Origin of the sequence: Vibrio sp. Vb1166 (genome assembly GCF_033338695.1) — a bacterium.
GTDB classification, from domain to species: domain Bacteria; phylum Pseudomonadota; class Gammaproteobacteria; order Enterobacterales; family Vibrionaceae; genus Vibrio; species Vibrio alginolyticus.
The window spans coordinates 1-14,420 of record NZ_JAWOTE010000010.1 but is presented as its reverse complement, the minus strand read 5'-3'; the positions used below and the strand labels follow the sequence as shown (position 1 = coordinate 14,420).

Genomic DNA, 14,420 nt, shown 5'->3' with positions numbered 1-14,420 from the left:
CTTAAGCAAACTCATGCACATACCTAGATGTAAATTGTATGATGTTTGCTTAAGGGCATTTACGAGAGTTAAGGGTCAGTATGAGTATGAATCTCACAAATCACTTTTTGGTTGCCATGCCTGGGATGAAAGATCCGTACTTTCAAAACAGCGTGATCTACGTTTGTGAGCACAACGAAGACGGCGCTATGGGGCTGATGATCAATGCTCCTGTTGATATCACCGTCGGCAACATGCTCAAGCAGGTGGAAGTTCAGCCAGTACACCCGCGCCTATTTGAAGCCAGTCTAGATAGACCAGTCTACAATGGCGGCCCAATCTCGGAAGATCGTGGTTTTATTTTGCATAAACCCAAAGATTACTACGAGTCCAGCGTCCAAATGACCGATGACCTCGCGGTAACCACTTCGCGTGATATTCTGTCGGTGTTAGGAACAGAAGCAGAACCAAGTGATTACTTAGTGGCACTTGGCTACTCCGGTTGGAGTGCAGGCCAATTAGAAAGTGAGCTGGTCGAAAACTCTTGGCTCACCATTGAAGCGACGCCTGAAATTATCTTTAATACACCAATCAACGAGCGTTGGAAGAAAGCGGTCGAAAAGCTGGGCATCGACCCAAGTCACCTTTCAGCAGACTCTGGACATGCTTAGTCCAAATATACAGTTACATTAGATAGAGACACCTTATGTCACGCACAATTATGGCTTTTGACTTTGGAACCAAAAGCATTGGTAGCGCTATTGGCCAAGAAATTACTGGTACAGCTTCCCCATTAAAAGCCTTTAAAGCCAATGACGGTATTCCAAACTGGGACGATATCGAAAAGCAAATCAAAGAGTGGCAACCAGATTTGCTAGTGGTCGGTTTACCGACCGATCTGCATGGTAAAGACCTTGAGACCATAACCCCTCGTGCACGAAAATTTGCTAAGCGTCTGCAAGGCCGATACGGATTGCCAGTTGAACTGCATGATGAGCGTTTATCTACAGCAGAAGCTCGTGCGGAGTTGTTCAGCATGGGCGGCTACAAAGCCCTATCGAAAGGTAATGTTGACTGCCAGTCAGCAGTGGTGATTCTAGAAAGCTGGTTTGAAGCCCTTTGGGGTGAGTAAACACTTCAAGCACAATGAAAAAAGGTTGGCTCCTGCCAACCTTTTTTTGTTTCTGGATTGGATTAATCCATATCGATCTTAACGTTCGCCAAACTGCCCGTAGAGAATGCTTCACCACGCTGCGTTTTCAACATCAAGCGCAGATCATTTGCCGAGTCGGCACTATGTAGTGCATCCTCTTCGCTGATCTTACCTTGCATCACTAACTTATAAAGAGATTGATCGAACGTCAGCATACCAAACTCATTTGAGCGAGCCATGGTTGACTTCAACTCATGTAAATCTCCGCGACGAATCAAATCCGACACACGTGGGCTATTTAGCAAGATCTCAAATACACCATGACGTCCCTGCCCATTTTTATCTCGGATCAGCTGCTGACCAACCACGCCTTTCAGATTCATCGACAAGTCGAACAAGAATTGTTCTTTTTGATCTTTCGGTACCAAGTGAAGAATGCGCTCTAAAGCTTGGTTTGCATTGTTGGCGTGCAACGTTGCCATACACAGGTGACCCGTTTCGGCGAAGGTCATCGCGTATTCCATTGTTTCACGGCTACGGATCTCACCAATCAAAATCATATCTGGTGCTTGGCGCAGCGAGTTTTTAAGCGCAACTTCATAGCTTTCCGTATCTAACCCAACTTCACGTTGAGTCACGATACAGCGCTTGTGTTCATGCACGAACTCGATCGGATCTTCGACCGTCAAAATGTGCCCGGTTTTATTACTGTTTCGATAGCCTGTCATCGCCGCCATAGTGGTCGATTTACCCGAACCAGTAGCACCGACCACCAGCACCAAACCACGCTTAGCTATCGCCAAATCTTGCAACACTAACGGTAACTTTAACTGCTCAAAAGTAGGAATATTAGTTTCAATACGACGAATCACTGCGCCTGGTAACTCGCGTTGAAAAAAGGCACTCACACGGAAGCGACCACAATCTCTCACAATGGCAAAATTCGACTCGCGACTTTTACGAAATTCCTGACGCCGATCTGGTTCCATAGCGCTGTCGAGTAATGCAGCCACATCGCTCTCGGTAAGTTTTTCCCCTTGCGGACGCAATTCGCCATCCACACGAAATAGAATTGGCGCTCCAACCGTGATGTAAAGATCCGACGCTTTCAGCGCCAGCATGCCTTCGAGAAATTTATCTAGATCCATCTTCCGTATTCACCATTATCTGTATGAACGTTACGAGAATTGCTGCACTTCTAATCCGATCTTACTATCGACCTCTTCACGAGCAACCATGCCTTGCGCCATTAACTGACGAGCATTTTGCTCCATGGTTTGCATGCCGTGAGCCGCACCTGTTTGAATGATCGAATACATCTGCGCGACTTTGTCTTCGCGGATCAAGTTACGAATCGCAGGCGTTGCCATCATAATTTCATGGCATGCAATACGTCCACCACCATTACGCTTCAGAAGCTTTTGCGCGATAACCGAACGAAGAGACTCAGATAGCATCGAGCGAACCATATCTTTATCACTACCAGGAAACACATCGATAATACGGTCAATGGTTTTTGCCGCCGAGCTGGTGTGCAACGTCCCGAAAACTAAGTGACCCGTTTCTGCCGCCGTTAAGGCAAGGCTGATGGTTTCTTTGTCACGCATCTCACCAACCAGAATAACGTCTGGGTCTTCGCGCAATGCACTACGCAAAGCATTTTGGAAACTATGGGTGTCACGGTGAACTTCACGCTGGTTGATCAAACATTTATTGTTGTTGTGAACAAATTCAATCGGATCTTCAATTGTGAGTACGTGCTTGTTGTGATTACGGTTAATGTAGTCAACAATGGCTGCTAAGGTCGTCGATTTACCTGAACCTGTTGGGCCAGTGACCAGAACTAAGCCTTTTTCAGCGTTCGCAATTTTTTTGAAGATCTCTGGCGCTTCTAGCTCTTCCAGAGTTGGAATGCTACTTGGAATGGTACGGAATACTGCCGCACAACCGCGAGATTGGTTGAAAGCGTTGACACGGAAACGGCCAACGTTATGCAACTCAAAAGAGAAATCGACTTCGAGTTTTTCTTCGAACTCACTGCGTTGGGCATCGTTCATGATTTCGAAAACCAAACGATGCACTTCTTGGTGTGTAAACGCTGGAATACCTAGTTTTCTCACATCCCCATCAATACGAACCATTGGTGGGACACCTGCAGAAAGATGTAGATCCGAGGCATTATGTTTTACACTAAAATCCAGTAACTCAGTGATATCCATTTAAAATCCTTAAGTCTAAAGTACAGCTATGAGTAGTATTCAACAAAATATTGAACATATCACCTCTCAAATTCGATATGACGAGCAAAAATGTGGTCGAACTCCAGAGTCAGTGCAACTTCTAGCGGTAAGCAAAACTAAACCTGTCGAGGCAATTCTCGAAGCCTACCAAGCGGGACAAACCTCCTTTGGTGAAAACTACGTCCAAGAGGGCGTCAGTAAAGTTCAGCACTTTGCCGAGCATTATCCAGATAATCGAATCGAATGGCACTTCATTGGCCCGATTCAGTCGAATAAATCGCGACTTGTTGCCGAACATTTCGATTGGGTTCACACCATCGATCGAACCAAGATTGCTCAACGCCTGAATGATCAGCGTCCAAGCGAACTTAAACCGCTACAAGTTCTGATTCAGGTTAACACCAGTGGTGAGGCATCTAAGTCTGGTGTCACTGAAGCGGAAGTATTCGAGCTGGCGGAGTTGATTTCTCGCCTACCCAACCTCACTTTAAGAGGGTTGATGTCGATTCCTGCCAACGTGTCTGACTACGAATCACAACTCCATGAATTTCAGAAGTTGGCTACGTTGAAGCAAACACTCGAAGCACAGTTCCCAGAAATCGATACATTATCAATGGGAATGAGTGGTGATATGACCGCTGCAATCGAAGCTGGTAGTACAATGGTTCGTATTGGAACCGCTATTTTCGGCGCACGAGACTACAGCTAAATCAACAAAACGCTCACTCGCGACATAAGTTATGTCGCCAATCGTTAGAGCGTAAATGCGCAATCATCTTACTCGCCAATAGGAGCAGTAAGTAACAGCGGCGCCATTATACACCTGAGCGCACAACAAATTCTAAATATCATGATGGAAATCAGACAAATGGAACATAAAAAAATCGCCTTCATTGGTGCTGGCAACATGGTGAGAGCCATTGTTTCCGGCTTGGTTGCTAACGGATACCCAGCGCAAAACATTACCTCGACGGCTCCTTCAGAGGCTCGTCGCCTTCTGCTAGAACAAGATTTTGGCATCCGTACCACCAGCGATAACATCCAAGCTGCGACCGAGGCGGATGTGGTGGTATTGTCTGTAAAACCGCAAATGATGGCGGATGTCTGTAAACCACTGCAATCGATCGATTTCACTAATAAACTGGTGATTTCTATTGCCGCAGGCATCAACTGTTCACGATTGGATGATATGCTAGCCACCAAATTGAACTTGGTTCGTGTTATGCCAAATACGCCATCACAACTTGGGTTGGGTATGAGTGGGTTATTCGCACCAACTCATGTAACCGAGCACGACAAAGCTTTTGCCGCAGAGTTAATGGAAGCGGTCGGTAAAGTATGCTGGGTTGAGCAAGAGTCTGGCATCAATAATGTGATTGCCGCAGCGGGCAGTGCTCCAGCATACTTCTTCCTGTTTATGGAAGCGATGCAAGCAGAAGCGATTGCGCAAGGCTTTGATAAAGAGACCGCACGACTATTGGTTCAGCAAGCTGCACTGGGCGCGGCCAGTATGGTGGTTAGCAACCCAGAAACTGAGCTATCGACCCTGCGTGAGAACGTAACATCGAAAGGTGGGACAACGGCAGAAGCACTGCGTACATTCAACGAACATCAACTTTCAGATATTGTCGCTAAAGCCATGCAAGCTGCTGTGGCTCGCGCGGAAGAAATGGAAAAACTGTTTTAATTATTTGGATGAACTCCGTTTAGTATCATCCATCACTTGTTAAGGGTACCTTATGAATTCAATGAGTTTTCTCATCTCAACCCTATTTGACCTGTACATCATGGTCGTAATTTTGCGAATTTGGTTGCAAGCTGCGCGCGCAGACTTCTACAACCCATTCTCGCAATTTATAGTAAAAGCGACTCAGCCGGTCATTGGTCCACTGCGCCGCGTTATCCCTTCCGTGGGGAATATTGACCTAGCAACCGTGTTGTTTGCCTACGTGTTGTGTGTGCTTAAATTTGTCGTGCTTATCCTAATAGCTTCGAACGGTTCCGTCTCTTTCAGCGCTGACTTCTTATTCTTGGGCTTACTATCATTAATCAAAGCCGCTGGTGGCCTATTGTTCTGGGTACTATTGATCCGTGCAATTTTGAGCTGGGTAAGCCAAGGCCGCAGCCCTATCGAGTACGTATTCCATCAACTGACCGAGCCAATGTGCGCTCCAATCCGTCGTATTCTTCCGGCTATTGGTGGTCTTGATTTAAGCGTACTGGTGTTATTTATCGGCTTGCAGTTCGCGAACTTCTTAATGGGCGATATCATTGGTCCAATTTGGTTCCAGCTATAATGTCAGCTGCAGTTTGGCAAGATGGTGAGGACATCATCCTGAAGCTCTATATTCAACCTAAAGCTAGCCGCGATAAAATCGTTGGCTTGCATGGTGAAGAGCTAAAAATCGCCATTACTGCTCCACCTGTCGATGGCAAAGCTAATGCACACCTAACTAAGTTCTTAGCCAAGCAGTTTAAAATCGCTAAGGGCTTGGTTCACATAGAAAAAGGTGAATTAGGACGGCACAAACAAATTCGGATAGAATCGCCTACCCAGATACCGACAGAAATTAAAGCCATCTTATGATGGCTTTTTATTTACGATTTTGTACCACACTTACTAATACCAACGACTGAGTACGCATTTTTACCCCCTGACCAAGGTAAAATTGCAGCTATGGTTGTTTTATAACAAGTGCTTTGAGGAAGTAACAATGAGCAAATGGATTACCGCATTACTGATTAGCCTGTTGTCGTTACCAAGCTTCGCCGATCAGTTTAAAAATATGAAAGATATCGAAGTACACTATGTCGCGTTTAACTCAACATTCCTAACACCCAAAGTCGCACGTAGCTACGATATCAAACGTAATGGATACCTCGCTGTGGTTAATATTAGCGTGTTAGATAGAGCTTCATTGGGTAAGCCAGCATTAGAAGCAAAAATTGCTGGACGCGCGAAGAACCTTATCGGCCAAACTCAGACCTTGACCTTTCGTGAAGTCAAAGAAGGCAATGCGATATACTATTTAGCCGAACTGCCAATTACCCACGAAGAAACTTTTACTTTCGATATTGACGTAAAAGCTGGAAACAAAGGCTCAGGTAAGCTTAAATTCACCCAGAAGTTTTATGTTGAAGAGTAATTGGGTTGTGATGCTCCAAAAGCTTTTGGATCTAAGCAGGCTAAAAACCACTTATTAGTTAAAGAATATCTAGAGGAGAACGATTTGTTCTCCTCTATCACTATTAAAAGAGATTCCCATGAAAAAAATTGTGCTAGCAACTGGTAACCAAGGCAAAGTTCGTGAAATGGCAGATTTGTTGTCTGACTTCGGCTTTGAAGTATTAGCGCAAAGTGAATTCAATGTATCGGAAGTAGCTGAAACGGGTACAACTTTCATTGAAAACGCAATCATTAAAGCTCGCCATGCCGCACAAGAAACAGGGCTTCCTGCCATTGCAGACGACTCTGGATTAGAAGTCGATTTCTTAAAAGGCGCTCCGGGCATTTACTCTGCACGTTACGCAGGCGAGAGCGCATCTGATCAAGAGAATCTAGAAAAATTGCTAGCGGCAATGGAAGGCGTACCAGAAGCAGAGCGTACAGCACGTTTCCACTGCGTATTAGTCCTCATGCGTCACGAGAACGACCCAACGCCTATCGTCTGTCACGGTAAATGGGAAGGCCGAATTCTAACTGAAGCACACGGTGAAAATGGCTTTGGCTACGACCCAATCTTCTTTGTTCCTGAAGACAACTGTGCGTCAGCCGAACTTGAACCTGCACGTAAGAAACAACTGTCTCACCGCGGTAAAGCGCTCAAGTCGTTGTTTGCTCAACTGTCTGAGCAAGTGTCTCAGTAATCACGAGCGAATTAGACCATGTTAACGCCCCCAGCACTGAGCTTGTATGTACACATCCCGTGGTGTGTACAAAAGTGCCCTTATTGCGACTTTAACTCTCACGCGCTTAAAGCCGAGATCCCAGAAGAAGAGTACATCAATGCCCTTCTTGAAGACTTGGATACCGACATTGAGAAATACCGCCTTAACGAAGCGCCACGTTCACTGCATTCAATCTTCATTGGTGGTGGTACGCCGAGTTTGATTTCGGCAGAAGGTATCGAGCGTCTACTTAAGGGCATTGAAGCGCGTATTCCGTTCAAGCCTGAAATCGAAATTACCATGGAAGCGAACCCAGGCACCATCGAAGCAGAGCGTTTTGTTGGCTACCGTAAAGCCGGGGTAACGCGTATCTCTATCGGCGTGCAAAGCTTTGAGCAGCAGAAGCTTGAGCGTTTGGGGCGCATTCACGGCCAAGACGAAGCCGTCAATGCTGCTAAGCTGGCGCACCAAATCGGTTTGAACAGCTTTAACCTCGATCTCATGCACGGCTTACCTGATCAAAGCATCGAACAAGCCTTGGCAGATTTGGACAAAGCGATTGAGTTGGCACCGCCGCACTTGTCTTGGTATCAGCTGACCATCGAACCAAACACCATGTTTTACTACAAGCCACCAACGCTACCTGACGATGATGACTTGTGGGATATTTTCGAGCTCGGACACCAAAAACTTGCAGCTGCGGGTTATGTGCAGTATGAAATCTCCGGTTACAGTAAGCCGGGCTATCAGTGTCAGCACAACCTCAACTACTGGCGCTTTGGTGATTACCTTGGTATCGGTTGTGGCTCTCATGGCAAACTCAGTTTTACCGACGGACGTATTATTCGAACGACAAAGGTAAAACACCCGCGAGGCTATTTAGCGGCTTATCAAAATATGGTCAAACCTTATCTGCATACAGAACATGTCGTCGCGGATGAAGATCGTCCATTCGAGTTCTTTATGAACCGATTCCGCTTAATCGAAGCCTGTCCGAAGCAAGATTATGTAGACACCACGGGCTTACCGCTCAGTACGATTCAAGAAACCATCAACTGGGCGATAGAAATGGGCTACCTGAGTGAAACGCCTACCCACTGGCAAATTACTGAAAAAGGGAAGCTCTTCCTTAATGATTTGCTCGAAGCCTTTATGGCCGAAGAAAGCGAAGAGTAACGCAACCCCAAAACAAAAAAAGCCTCTCAATTGAGAGGCTTTTTATTTAGAAACTGTGTGCCGTCCTAAATAAGGTTGACACATTTCCAACATTAGAAAATTGAACGGCCAATTCGCTCTGAGAGCAGCTCAAGCGCCTTAGTACCAGCAAGCGAGTTACCTGAAGGATCAAGCTCTGGAGACCATACTGAAATGGTCATTTCACCAGGTACTACCGCAATAATGCCACCACCAACACCAGACTTACCAGGCATACCAACGCGATAAGCAAACTCGCCCGCGCCATCATACAAGCCACACGTTGCTAACAGTGCATTAAGTTGTTTGGTTTGCACAGGAGAAACTACAGGCTTACCCGTTTGTACCGATGTGCCCTTGTTTGCTAAATAGCTAAACGTTTTAGCCAAATCGACGCAACTCATCTTCAGCGCACAAGCGTGGAAGTAGTTTTGTAGTACTGGAATCACTTCATTTTCGAAGTTGCCAAACGAACGCATGAGATATGCAATCGCCGCATTACGGTCACCATGCATCATTTCGGATGCCGCAACGACTTTGTCATACACAATATGGGTATCACCAGAAAGCTGACGCACAAACTCCAACAGGCGCTGACGAGGCGCAGATAAGCGAGTTTGTAACAAATCCGCCACTATTATCGCTCCAGCATTTATAAATGGATTACGAGGAATACCTTGCTCCATTTCTAGCTGGATTAGCGAATTAAATGCCTGCCCCGAAGGCTCTTTTCCCACTCGAGACCAAATTTCTTCTTGCTTGTACAAGCACATCGCTAACGTCAAGCTCAATGCTTTTGAAATAGATTGGATAGAGAAAGGTTCATCGGCATCACCCGCCTTAATAACCTCACCTTCGTTGGTGTATACCGCAATACCTAACTTGTTGCTGGGTACTTTTGCCAGAGCAGGAATATAATCAGCCACTTTACCTTGGCCGATTAAAGGGCGTACTTCCGCCAAAATATCTGTCAAAATTTCCACTGTCGGTTTCATTCTCTACCTTCTATTTACAAGAGAACTCGTTGAGCTCAGAGGTAAAAAAAGCCAACGTGTCGTTGGCTTTTCCATAGGGTTCGTTCGACTCAAGTCGATTATGGTTTTACTGCCACAATAATATTGCGGTTGATAGATTGATCAACACGGTGAAGATAACCGATGTAAGGCTCTTCTGAAAGTACCTTCCAACCTTGCTCTTCAAATAATGCCGCGACATCTTTCCATTTCAATGTGAATTCATTGAAAGACAACACCACTGAACCTTGCTTTTTCAATACCACTTTCCATGCAGGCAGAGCCTCTTTTAAAAGCTCTAGTGGGCTGCGGTTCAGTTTGCTGTCCTTGGCATTTTTGCTGCCGTGCTGCACGCCATAAGGCAGATCAGACACCATCACATCAACTGAGTTCTTTTTCACGACTTGATCAGCGATACGAGTATCAGCCGAATACAGCTTCATAAACTGAAGATTGCCTTGGTTGTAATCTTCTTTATTTGCTGCAGCTTCAACCACGAAACCATCCGCCACTTTCTTGCCACCCGCAGTGCGCTTTTCTTTGCTCACTTTGTGCTTAAAGCGGCCATTCTTCATGAACTTAACAATAAAGGTCTGGATCTCTTGCACCCACTTGGCGTTGATCTCAACCCCTACCACGTTCAAACCATGGATCAAGCCTTCAAATAAGGTTGTACCTTTACCACACATTGGATCCATTAAGGTCAGTTGTTCACTTCCCGTATTGGACGCACTAATGCCGATATTCACCATCAAACGGGTAAACTGCTCGTTTGTTTTCCCGGTGTAGCGCAAAATCTGGCTCATACTTTCCGGGAAAGTGTTAAATACGGGCGATTGAACTGGTCGAAGTAAACCATCTTCGCGCACTTCAAATAGCGCATAGTAAATCGAAGAGGCTGCGATTCTTCGCGCCTGCTCATCGGTTAGCGCTTCCTGACAAGAAAACACCAACGCAGCAGGTAAGCCAACGTCTTTACTACCAATTTCTGTCACATCCACGCCTTGTGAAGCTAAAATTGCTTTTAGCTCAGAACAGGCAATGGTCATTGCGCTATCAAAGTAAATTCGGTTATGACCCGGATTCGCTAATATCGCGTAATGGTACATCCCATGAACTCCTCTGGTTACGCAATACGCTTATATTTGATATCCCAAACACCGTGACCAAGACGGTGACCACGAGCTTCAAACTTCGTTAGCGGGCGATCGTCTGGACGAGGAACGAAATCACCATCTTTAGCAATGTTTTCGAAACCTGGCGCTTGGTTCATCACTTCAATCATGTGCTCTGCGTAGTTTTCCCAGTCGGTCGCCATGTGGAAAATACCTTCATTAGGGATAAGCTTCTCACGCACCATTTCCGCAAAACCTAATTGAACAATACGACGCTTGTGGTGACGCTTCTTATGCCAAGGGTCTGGGAAGAACAATTGCAGTGTCGATAAGCTGCCATTTGGGATCATGTGTTCGAATACTTCTACCGCATCGTGACACATTACACGCAGGTTAGTAATTCCCGCTTCGCGAGCATCGGCAAGACAAGCACCAACGCCTGGGCTATGAACTTCGATACCGATGAAGTTTTTCTCTGGCGCGTTCTTTGCCATTTCAACCAATGAAGCACCCATACCAAAACCGATCTCAAGCACTACTGGGTTATCGTTGCCAAACACCTCTTTCCAATCGAGAAGTTCAGCTTTGAAGTCAATACCCATCGTAGGCCAGCATTCATTCATCGCGCTCTCTTGACCTTTAGTCAAACGCCCTTCACGGCGTACAAAGCTGCGGATTTTGCGGATCAGCTTTCCGTCTTCGTTGTATTCGTTAGTGGTTACTTCACTCATTGATTTTGCCTGCACATTGATTAATCAAAGCGGGGATTATCCAAAGAATTTACTTAGGTGCAAGTATTTGTTGAGCTCTTGGTCTATGGCAACCCAAAAGCAACGAAACACCTCTTTATATCCCTACAGTTTATCCGTTGTACTTCTTGCCCATTATGTGGTGCAATTTTGCACCTAACCAATAATAGAATACAGAGCAAGTCGTGACACCTTTCGCCAGTGCCATCCTAGAATGGTATGACGCATATGGAAGAAAAGATCTTCCGTGGCAACAAAATAAGACCGCATACAGTGTCTGGTTGTCTGAAATTATGCTTCAGCAAACTCAGGTCACTACGGTTATTCCGTATTACCAACGTTTCTTGGAGCGCTTTCCAACCGTAATCGATCTTGCCAATGCTGAGCAAGATGAAGTCCTACACCTTTGGACTGGCTTAGGGTATTACGCCCGAGCCCGTAACCTTCACAAAGCAGCACAAGAGGTCGCCTCTACATACAATGGTGAGTTTCCTCTTGATATAGATAAAATGAACGCCCTACCGGGGATTGGTCGCTCTACTGCTGCCGCCATTTTATCGTCTGTGTATAAACAACCACACGCGATTCTTGATGGTAACGTGAAGCGCACCCTATCCCGCTGTTTCGCAGTTGCAGGATGGCCAGGACAAAAAAAGGTTGAAAACCAGCTGTGGGAAATTGCCGAAACGCATACCCCACAAACGGATGTAGATAAGTATAACCAGGCAATGATGGACATGGGCGCAATGGTCTGCACTCGCAGCAAACCCAAATGTAGCCTCTGCCCTGTTGCTGACCTGTGTGTGGCAAAACAACAAGGTAATGTGCTCGACTACCCGGGCAAAAAACCGAAGAAAGATAAACCAATCAAGCAAACTCGTTTCGTGATGCTTCACCACAACACCGAAAATGGTCATGAGGTGTGGTTAGAGCAAAGACCACAAACAGGCATTTGGGGTGGCTTATTCTGCTTCCCACAAACCGAACATGTGGATGCAGAAAGCGACATTGAATTGCTACTGGATCAACGCGGCATTCAAGCCAGCAATATCAAACAGAAGCAAACACTGATTACCTTTCGTCATACATTCAGCCATTACCACCTAGATATCACGCCAATTTTGATTGATTTATCAAAGCAACCGGACGTGATAATGGAAGGCAACAAAGGTCTTTGGTATAACTTATCTAAACCTGAAGAAGTCGGTTTAGCCGCGCCAGTAAAACTATTGCTGGAAACGCTACCCCACGAACTTCGTTAATTGAATACAAGGAGTCATTATGAGCCGCACTGTATTTTGTGCTCGACTAAAGAAAGAAGGCGAAGGTCTAGACTTTCAACTTTACCCTGGTGAACTAGGTAAACGCATTTTCGACAACATCTCGAAAGAAGCGTGGGCTCAGTGGCAACACAAACAAACCATGTTGATCAACGAGAAGAAACTCAACATGATGGATCCAGAACACCGCAAACTGATCGAAACAGAAATGGTAAATTTCCTCTTTGAAGGAAAAGACGTTCATATCGAAGGTTACACACCGCCGAGCGAATAAAGTCGCTTGAGTTAAACAATGACATCACAACCATTTGTGGTGTCATTTTTCTATTACCTTCAATAACTCTGATACTTATGAAAAAAATTGTCTTTATCGCTGCCGCACTTTTAATGGCAGGCTGTAGCCGTGAATTCGTCGAAAAGATTTATGACGTCAACTACGAGCCAACAAACCGTTTTGCCAATAACTTAGCTGAGCTACCAGGACAATTTGAAAAAGATACTGCGGCGCTAGATGCCTTAATCAATAGCTTTTCAGGCAATATTCAAAAGCGCTGGGGTAAAAAAGAGATCAAGTACGCTGGCAAGAGTAATTACGTTAAGTACATCGATAACTACCTTAGCCGCGCCGAGGTCGACTTTCGCAAAGGCGTGATCACGATAGAGACCGTATCACCGACCGAGCCCCAAAAACACCTAAAAGACGCGATTGTCACCACCTTATTAACACCAGACGATCCCGCGCACGTCGACTTATTCTCCTCTAAAGGTATCACGTTAGAGGGGCAACCATTCCTGTATAAACAAGTTGTCGACCAAGACAATAAGCCAATTCAATGGTCTTGGCGGGCAAACCGATTTGCGGAATACCTCATCGCAAATAAAATAAAAACCAAAAATGTAGATTTCAAGAAAGCGTATTATGTCGAAATTCCCATGGTTGAAGACCACTTTTCAACACGCAGCTACCAATACGCCGATATCGTGCGTCGAGCTTCCAAGAAATACGACATTCCAGAAGACTTGATATACGCCATTATTAAAACCGAGAGCAGTTTCAACCCATACGCGGTAAGTTGGGCAAATGCATATGGCCTAATGCAAGTTGTACCTAAAACCGCGGGACGAGATGTGTTCAAACTCGTGAAAAAGCGCTCAGGCCAACCAAGCCCTGAATATTTGTTTAATCCAGAAAACAACATAGATACTGGTACTGCGTATTTCTATATCTTAAAAAATCGTTATTTAAGAGAAGTCCGCCACCCTACCTCTCTCGAGTACAGCATGATTTCAGCTTACAATGGCGGTACTGGAGGAGTTTTAAACACATTTCATCGCAGTGATCGCAAACGCGCAATGCAAGATCTTAATTCATTGCAACCCAACCAAGTTTATTGGGCGTTAACCAAGAAACACCCGAACGCAGAAGCGCGTCGCTACCTAGAAAAAGTTACAAATTTCAAAAAGGAATTTAACTCGAAGCAAACTTTGTAGTGATAGTTGAATAAAAAGCGTTCGAACAACCACTTTTTTGAAATTATTTAAAAAAAGTGGTTGACGCAACGCGGGAAAATCCGTTTAATAGCGCTCCGTTGCCCGGATAGCTCAGTCGGTAGAGCAGAGGATTGAAAATCCTCGTGTCGGTGGTTCGATTCCGCCTCCGGGCACCACAATTTGATTTGTTGGTGTCTTAACGAAATGTTATAACACGGACAAAAGCACAAAGAATAAAGTGTGCCGACTTAGCTCAGTAGGTAGAGCAACTGACTTGTAATCAGTAGGTCACCAGTTCGATTCCGGTAGTCGGCACCA

The 14,420-nt window shown here is 45.4% G+C and carries 17 protein-coding genes and 2 tRNA genes; 14 read left to right on the top strand and 5 right to left on the bottom strand.

Annotated features, from left to right (window positions below):
- Positions 1 to 86: 86 nt before the first annotated feature.
- Positions 87 to 650 carry a YqgE/AlgH family protein gene (locus R7E51_RS12015; protein ID WP_005381020.1) on the top strand — a complete coding sequence of 188 codons (564 nt, stop codon included), beginning with the start codon at positions 87 to 89 and terminating at the stop codon, positions 648 to 650.
- A gap of 35 nt (positions 651 to 685) precedes the next feature.
- Positions 686 to 1,111, top strand: coding sequence for a Holliday junction resolvase RuvX (ruvX, locus tag R7E51_RS12010; RefSeq protein WP_005381017.1), 426 nt, complete (start codon positions 686 to 688; stop codon positions 1,109 to 1,111).
- 62 nt (positions 1,112 to 1,173) lie between these two features.
- Here ruvX and R7E51_RS12005 read toward each other — a convergent pair whose 3' ends face one another.
- The gene (locus R7E51_RS12005) at positions 1,174 to 2,280 is read right to left on the bottom strand and encodes a PilT/PilU family type 4a pilus ATPase (RefSeq protein ID WP_005381016.1); all 1,107 of its coding nucleotides are present in this window, start codon (positions 2,278 to 2,280) and stop codon (positions 1,174 to 1,176) included.
- A 30-nt stretch (positions 2,281 to 2,310) separates the two neighbouring features.
- Positions 2,311 to 3,351, bottom strand: a complete 1,041-nt coding sequence (locus R7E51_RS12000; protein ID WP_005381015.1) for a type IV pilus twitching motility protein PilT — start codon at positions 3,349 to 3,351, stop codon at positions 2,311 to 2,313.
- Between the two features lie 28 nt (positions 3,352 to 3,379).
- Here R7E51_RS12000 and R7E51_RS11995 point away from each other — a divergent pair, with 28 nt between their 5' ends.
- From R7E51_RS11995 to hemW, 7 genes are all read left to right on the top strand, one after another.
- On the top strand, positions 3,380 to 4,081 hold the full coding sequence (locus R7E51_RS11995) for a YggS family pyridoxal phosphate-dependent enzyme (protein WP_206958365.1): 702 nt from the start codon (positions 3,380 to 3,382) through the stop codon (positions 4,079 to 4,081).
- 159 nt (positions 4,082 to 4,240) lie between these two features.
- Complete coding sequence (proC, locus tag R7E51_RS11990) at positions 4,241 to 5,059, top strand: pyrroline-5-carboxylate reductase (protein ID WP_169628502.1); 819 nt, start codon at positions 4,241 to 4,243, stop codon at positions 5,057 to 5,059.
- Positions 5,060 to 5,111: 52 nt separating this feature from the next.
- Positions 5,112 to 5,669, top strand: a complete 558-nt coding sequence (locus R7E51_RS11985; RefSeq protein ID WP_005381012.1) for a YggT family protein — start codon at positions 5,112 to 5,114, stop codon at positions 5,667 to 5,669.
- Positions 5,669 to 5,959 (top strand): DUF167 family protein YggU, encoded by a 291-nt coding sequence (yggU, locus tag R7E51_RS11980; protein WP_005393980.1) that lies wholly within the window; start codon positions 5,669 to 5,671, stop codon positions 5,957 to 5,959. Before R7E51_RS11985 ends, yggU begins: the two co-directional genes overlap by 1 nt.
- A 127-nt stretch (positions 5,960 to 6,086) precedes the next feature.
- The gene (locus tag R7E51_RS11975) at positions 6,087 to 6,518 is read left to right on the top strand and encodes a DUF4426 domain-containing protein (protein ID WP_005381010.1); all 432 of its coding nucleotides are present in this window, start codon (positions 6,087 to 6,089) and stop codon (positions 6,516 to 6,518) included.
- A 118-nt stretch (positions 6,519 to 6,636) separates the two neighbouring features.
- A complete protein-coding gene (locus R7E51_RS11970) occupies positions 6,637 to 7,239 on the top strand; it encodes an XTP/dITP diphosphatase (protein ID WP_005381009.1) in 603 nt (200 codons plus the stop codon).
- 18 nt (positions 7,240 to 7,257) lie between these two features.
- Positions 7,258 to 8,436, top strand: a complete 1,179-nt coding sequence (gene hemW, locus R7E51_RS11965) for a radical SAM family heme chaperone HemW (RefSeq protein WP_206958367.1) — start codon at positions 7,258 to 7,260, stop codon at positions 8,434 to 8,436.
- 92 nt (positions 8,437 to 8,528) lie between these two features.
- Here hemW and glsB read toward each other — a convergent pair whose 3' ends face one another.
- From glsB to trmB, 3 genes are all read right to left on the bottom strand, one after another.
- The gene (glsB, locus tag R7E51_RS11960; RefSeq protein ID WP_206958369.1) at positions 8,529 to 9,449 is read right to left on the bottom strand and encodes a glutaminase B; all 921 of its coding nucleotides are present in this window, start codon (positions 9,447 to 9,449) and stop codon (positions 8,529 to 8,531) included.
- A gap of 98 nt (positions 9,450 to 9,547) precedes the next feature.
- A complete protein-coding gene (locus R7E51_RS11955) occupies positions 9,548 to 10,576 on the bottom strand; it encodes a TRM11 family SAM-dependent methyltransferase (protein ID WP_053304146.1) in 1,029 nt (342 codons plus the stop codon).
- 17 nt (positions 10,577 to 10,593) lie between these two features.
- Positions 10,594 to 11,313, bottom strand: a complete 720-nt coding sequence (trmB, locus tag R7E51_RS11950) for a tRNA (guanosine(46)-N7)-methyltransferase TrmB (protein WP_005384506.1) — start codon at positions 11,311 to 11,313, stop codon at positions 10,594 to 10,596.
- A 203-nt stretch (positions 11,314 to 11,516) separates the two neighbouring features.
- Between trmB and mutY the strand changes: the two genes are divergently transcribed.
- The 5 genes from mutY (at position 11,517) to R7E51_RS11925 (ending at position 14,420) form a co-directional block, all read left to right on the top strand.
- Entirely contained in the window at positions 11,517 to 12,593 is a 1,077-nt protein-coding gene (mutY, locus tag R7E51_RS11945) for an A/G-specific adenine glycosylase (RefSeq protein ID WP_206958371.1), read from the top strand.
- Positions 12,594 to 12,612: 19 nt separating this feature from the next.
- Positions 12,613 to 12,885: an oxidative damage protection protein gene (locus R7E51_RS11940; protein ID WP_005381002.1), complete on the top strand. Its 273-nt coding sequence runs from the start codon at positions 12,613 to 12,615 to the stop codon at positions 12,883 to 12,885.
- A 77-nt stretch (positions 12,886 to 12,962) separates the two neighbouring features.
- Positions 12,963 to 14,102 (top strand): membrane-bound lytic murein transglycosylase MltC, encoded by a 1,140-nt coding sequence (gene mltC, locus R7E51_RS11935; protein WP_005381001.1) that lies wholly within the window; start codon positions 12,963 to 12,965, stop codon positions 14,100 to 14,102.
- A 100-nt stretch (positions 14,103 to 14,202) separates the two neighbouring features.
- Positions 14,203 to 14,278: transfer RNA gene (locus R7E51_RS11930), tRNA-Phe, on the top strand.
- A 66-nt stretch (positions 14,279 to 14,344) separates the two neighbouring features.
- Positions 14,345 to 14,420: transfer RNA gene (locus tag R7E51_RS11925), tRNA-Thr, on the top strand.

Bases quoted from the DNA above. Each gene is read 5' to 3' on its own strand.
- glsB (WP_206958369.1), bottom strand. From the start codon at position 9,449: ATGAAACCGACAGTGGAAATTTTGACAGATATTTTGGCGGAAGTACGC.
- R7E51_RS11995 (WP_206958365.1), top strand. From the start codon at position 3,380: ATGAGTAGTATTCAACAAAATATTGAACATATCACCTCTCAAATTCGA.
- R7E51_RS12005 (WP_005381016.1), bottom strand. From the start codon at position 2,280: ATGGATCTAGATAAATTTCTCGAAGGCATGCTGGCGCTGAAAGCGTCG.
- mltC (WP_005381001.1), top strand. From the start codon at position 12,963: ATGAAAAAAATTGTCTTTATCGCTGCCGCACTTTTAATGGCAGGCTGT.
- R7E51_RS11940 (WP_005381002.1), top strand. From the start codon at position 12,613: ATGAGCCGCACTGTATTTTGTGCTCGACTAAAGAAAGAAGGCGAAGGT.
- yggU (WP_005393980.1), top strand. From the start codon at position 5,669: ATGTCAGCTGCAGTTTGGCAAGATGGTGAGGACATCATCCTGAAGCTC.
- trmB (WP_005384506.1), bottom strand. From the start codon at position 11,313: ATGAGTGAAGTAACCACTAACGAATACAACGAAGACGGAAAGCTGATC.
- ruvX (WP_005381017.1), top strand. From the start codon at position 686: ATGTCACGCACAATTATGGCTTTTGACTTTGGAACCAAAAGCATTGGT.
- R7E51_RS12000 (WP_005381015.1), bottom strand. From the start codon at position 3,351: ATGGATATCACTGAGTTACTGGATTTTAGTGTAAAACATAATGCCTCG.
- R7E51_RS11970 (WP_005381009.1), top strand. From the start codon at position 6,637: ATGAAAAAAATTGTGCTAGCAACTGGTAACCAAGGCAAAGTTCGTGAA.
- R7E51_RS12015 (WP_005381020.1), top strand. From the start codon at position 87: ATGAATCTCACAAATCACTTTTTGGTTGCCATGCCTGGGATGAAAGAT.
- R7E51_RS11985 (WP_005381012.1), top strand. From the start codon at position 5,112: ATGAATTCAATGAGTTTTCTCATCTCAACCCTATTTGACCTGTACATC.
- R7E51_RS11955 (WP_053304146.1), bottom strand. From the start codon at position 10,576: ATGTACCATTACGCGATATTAGCGAATCCGGGTCATAACCGAATTTAC.
- hemW (WP_206958367.1), top strand. From the start codon at position 7,258: ATGTTAACGCCCCCAGCACTGAGCTTGTATGTACACATCCCGTGGTGT.
- R7E51_RS11975 (WP_005381010.1), top strand. From the start codon at position 6,087: ATGAGCAAATGGATTACCGCATTACTGATTAGCCTGTTGTCGTTACCA.
- proC (WP_169628502.1), top strand. From the start codon at position 4,241: ATGGAACATAAAAAAATCGCCTTCATTGGTGCTGGCAACATGGTGAGA.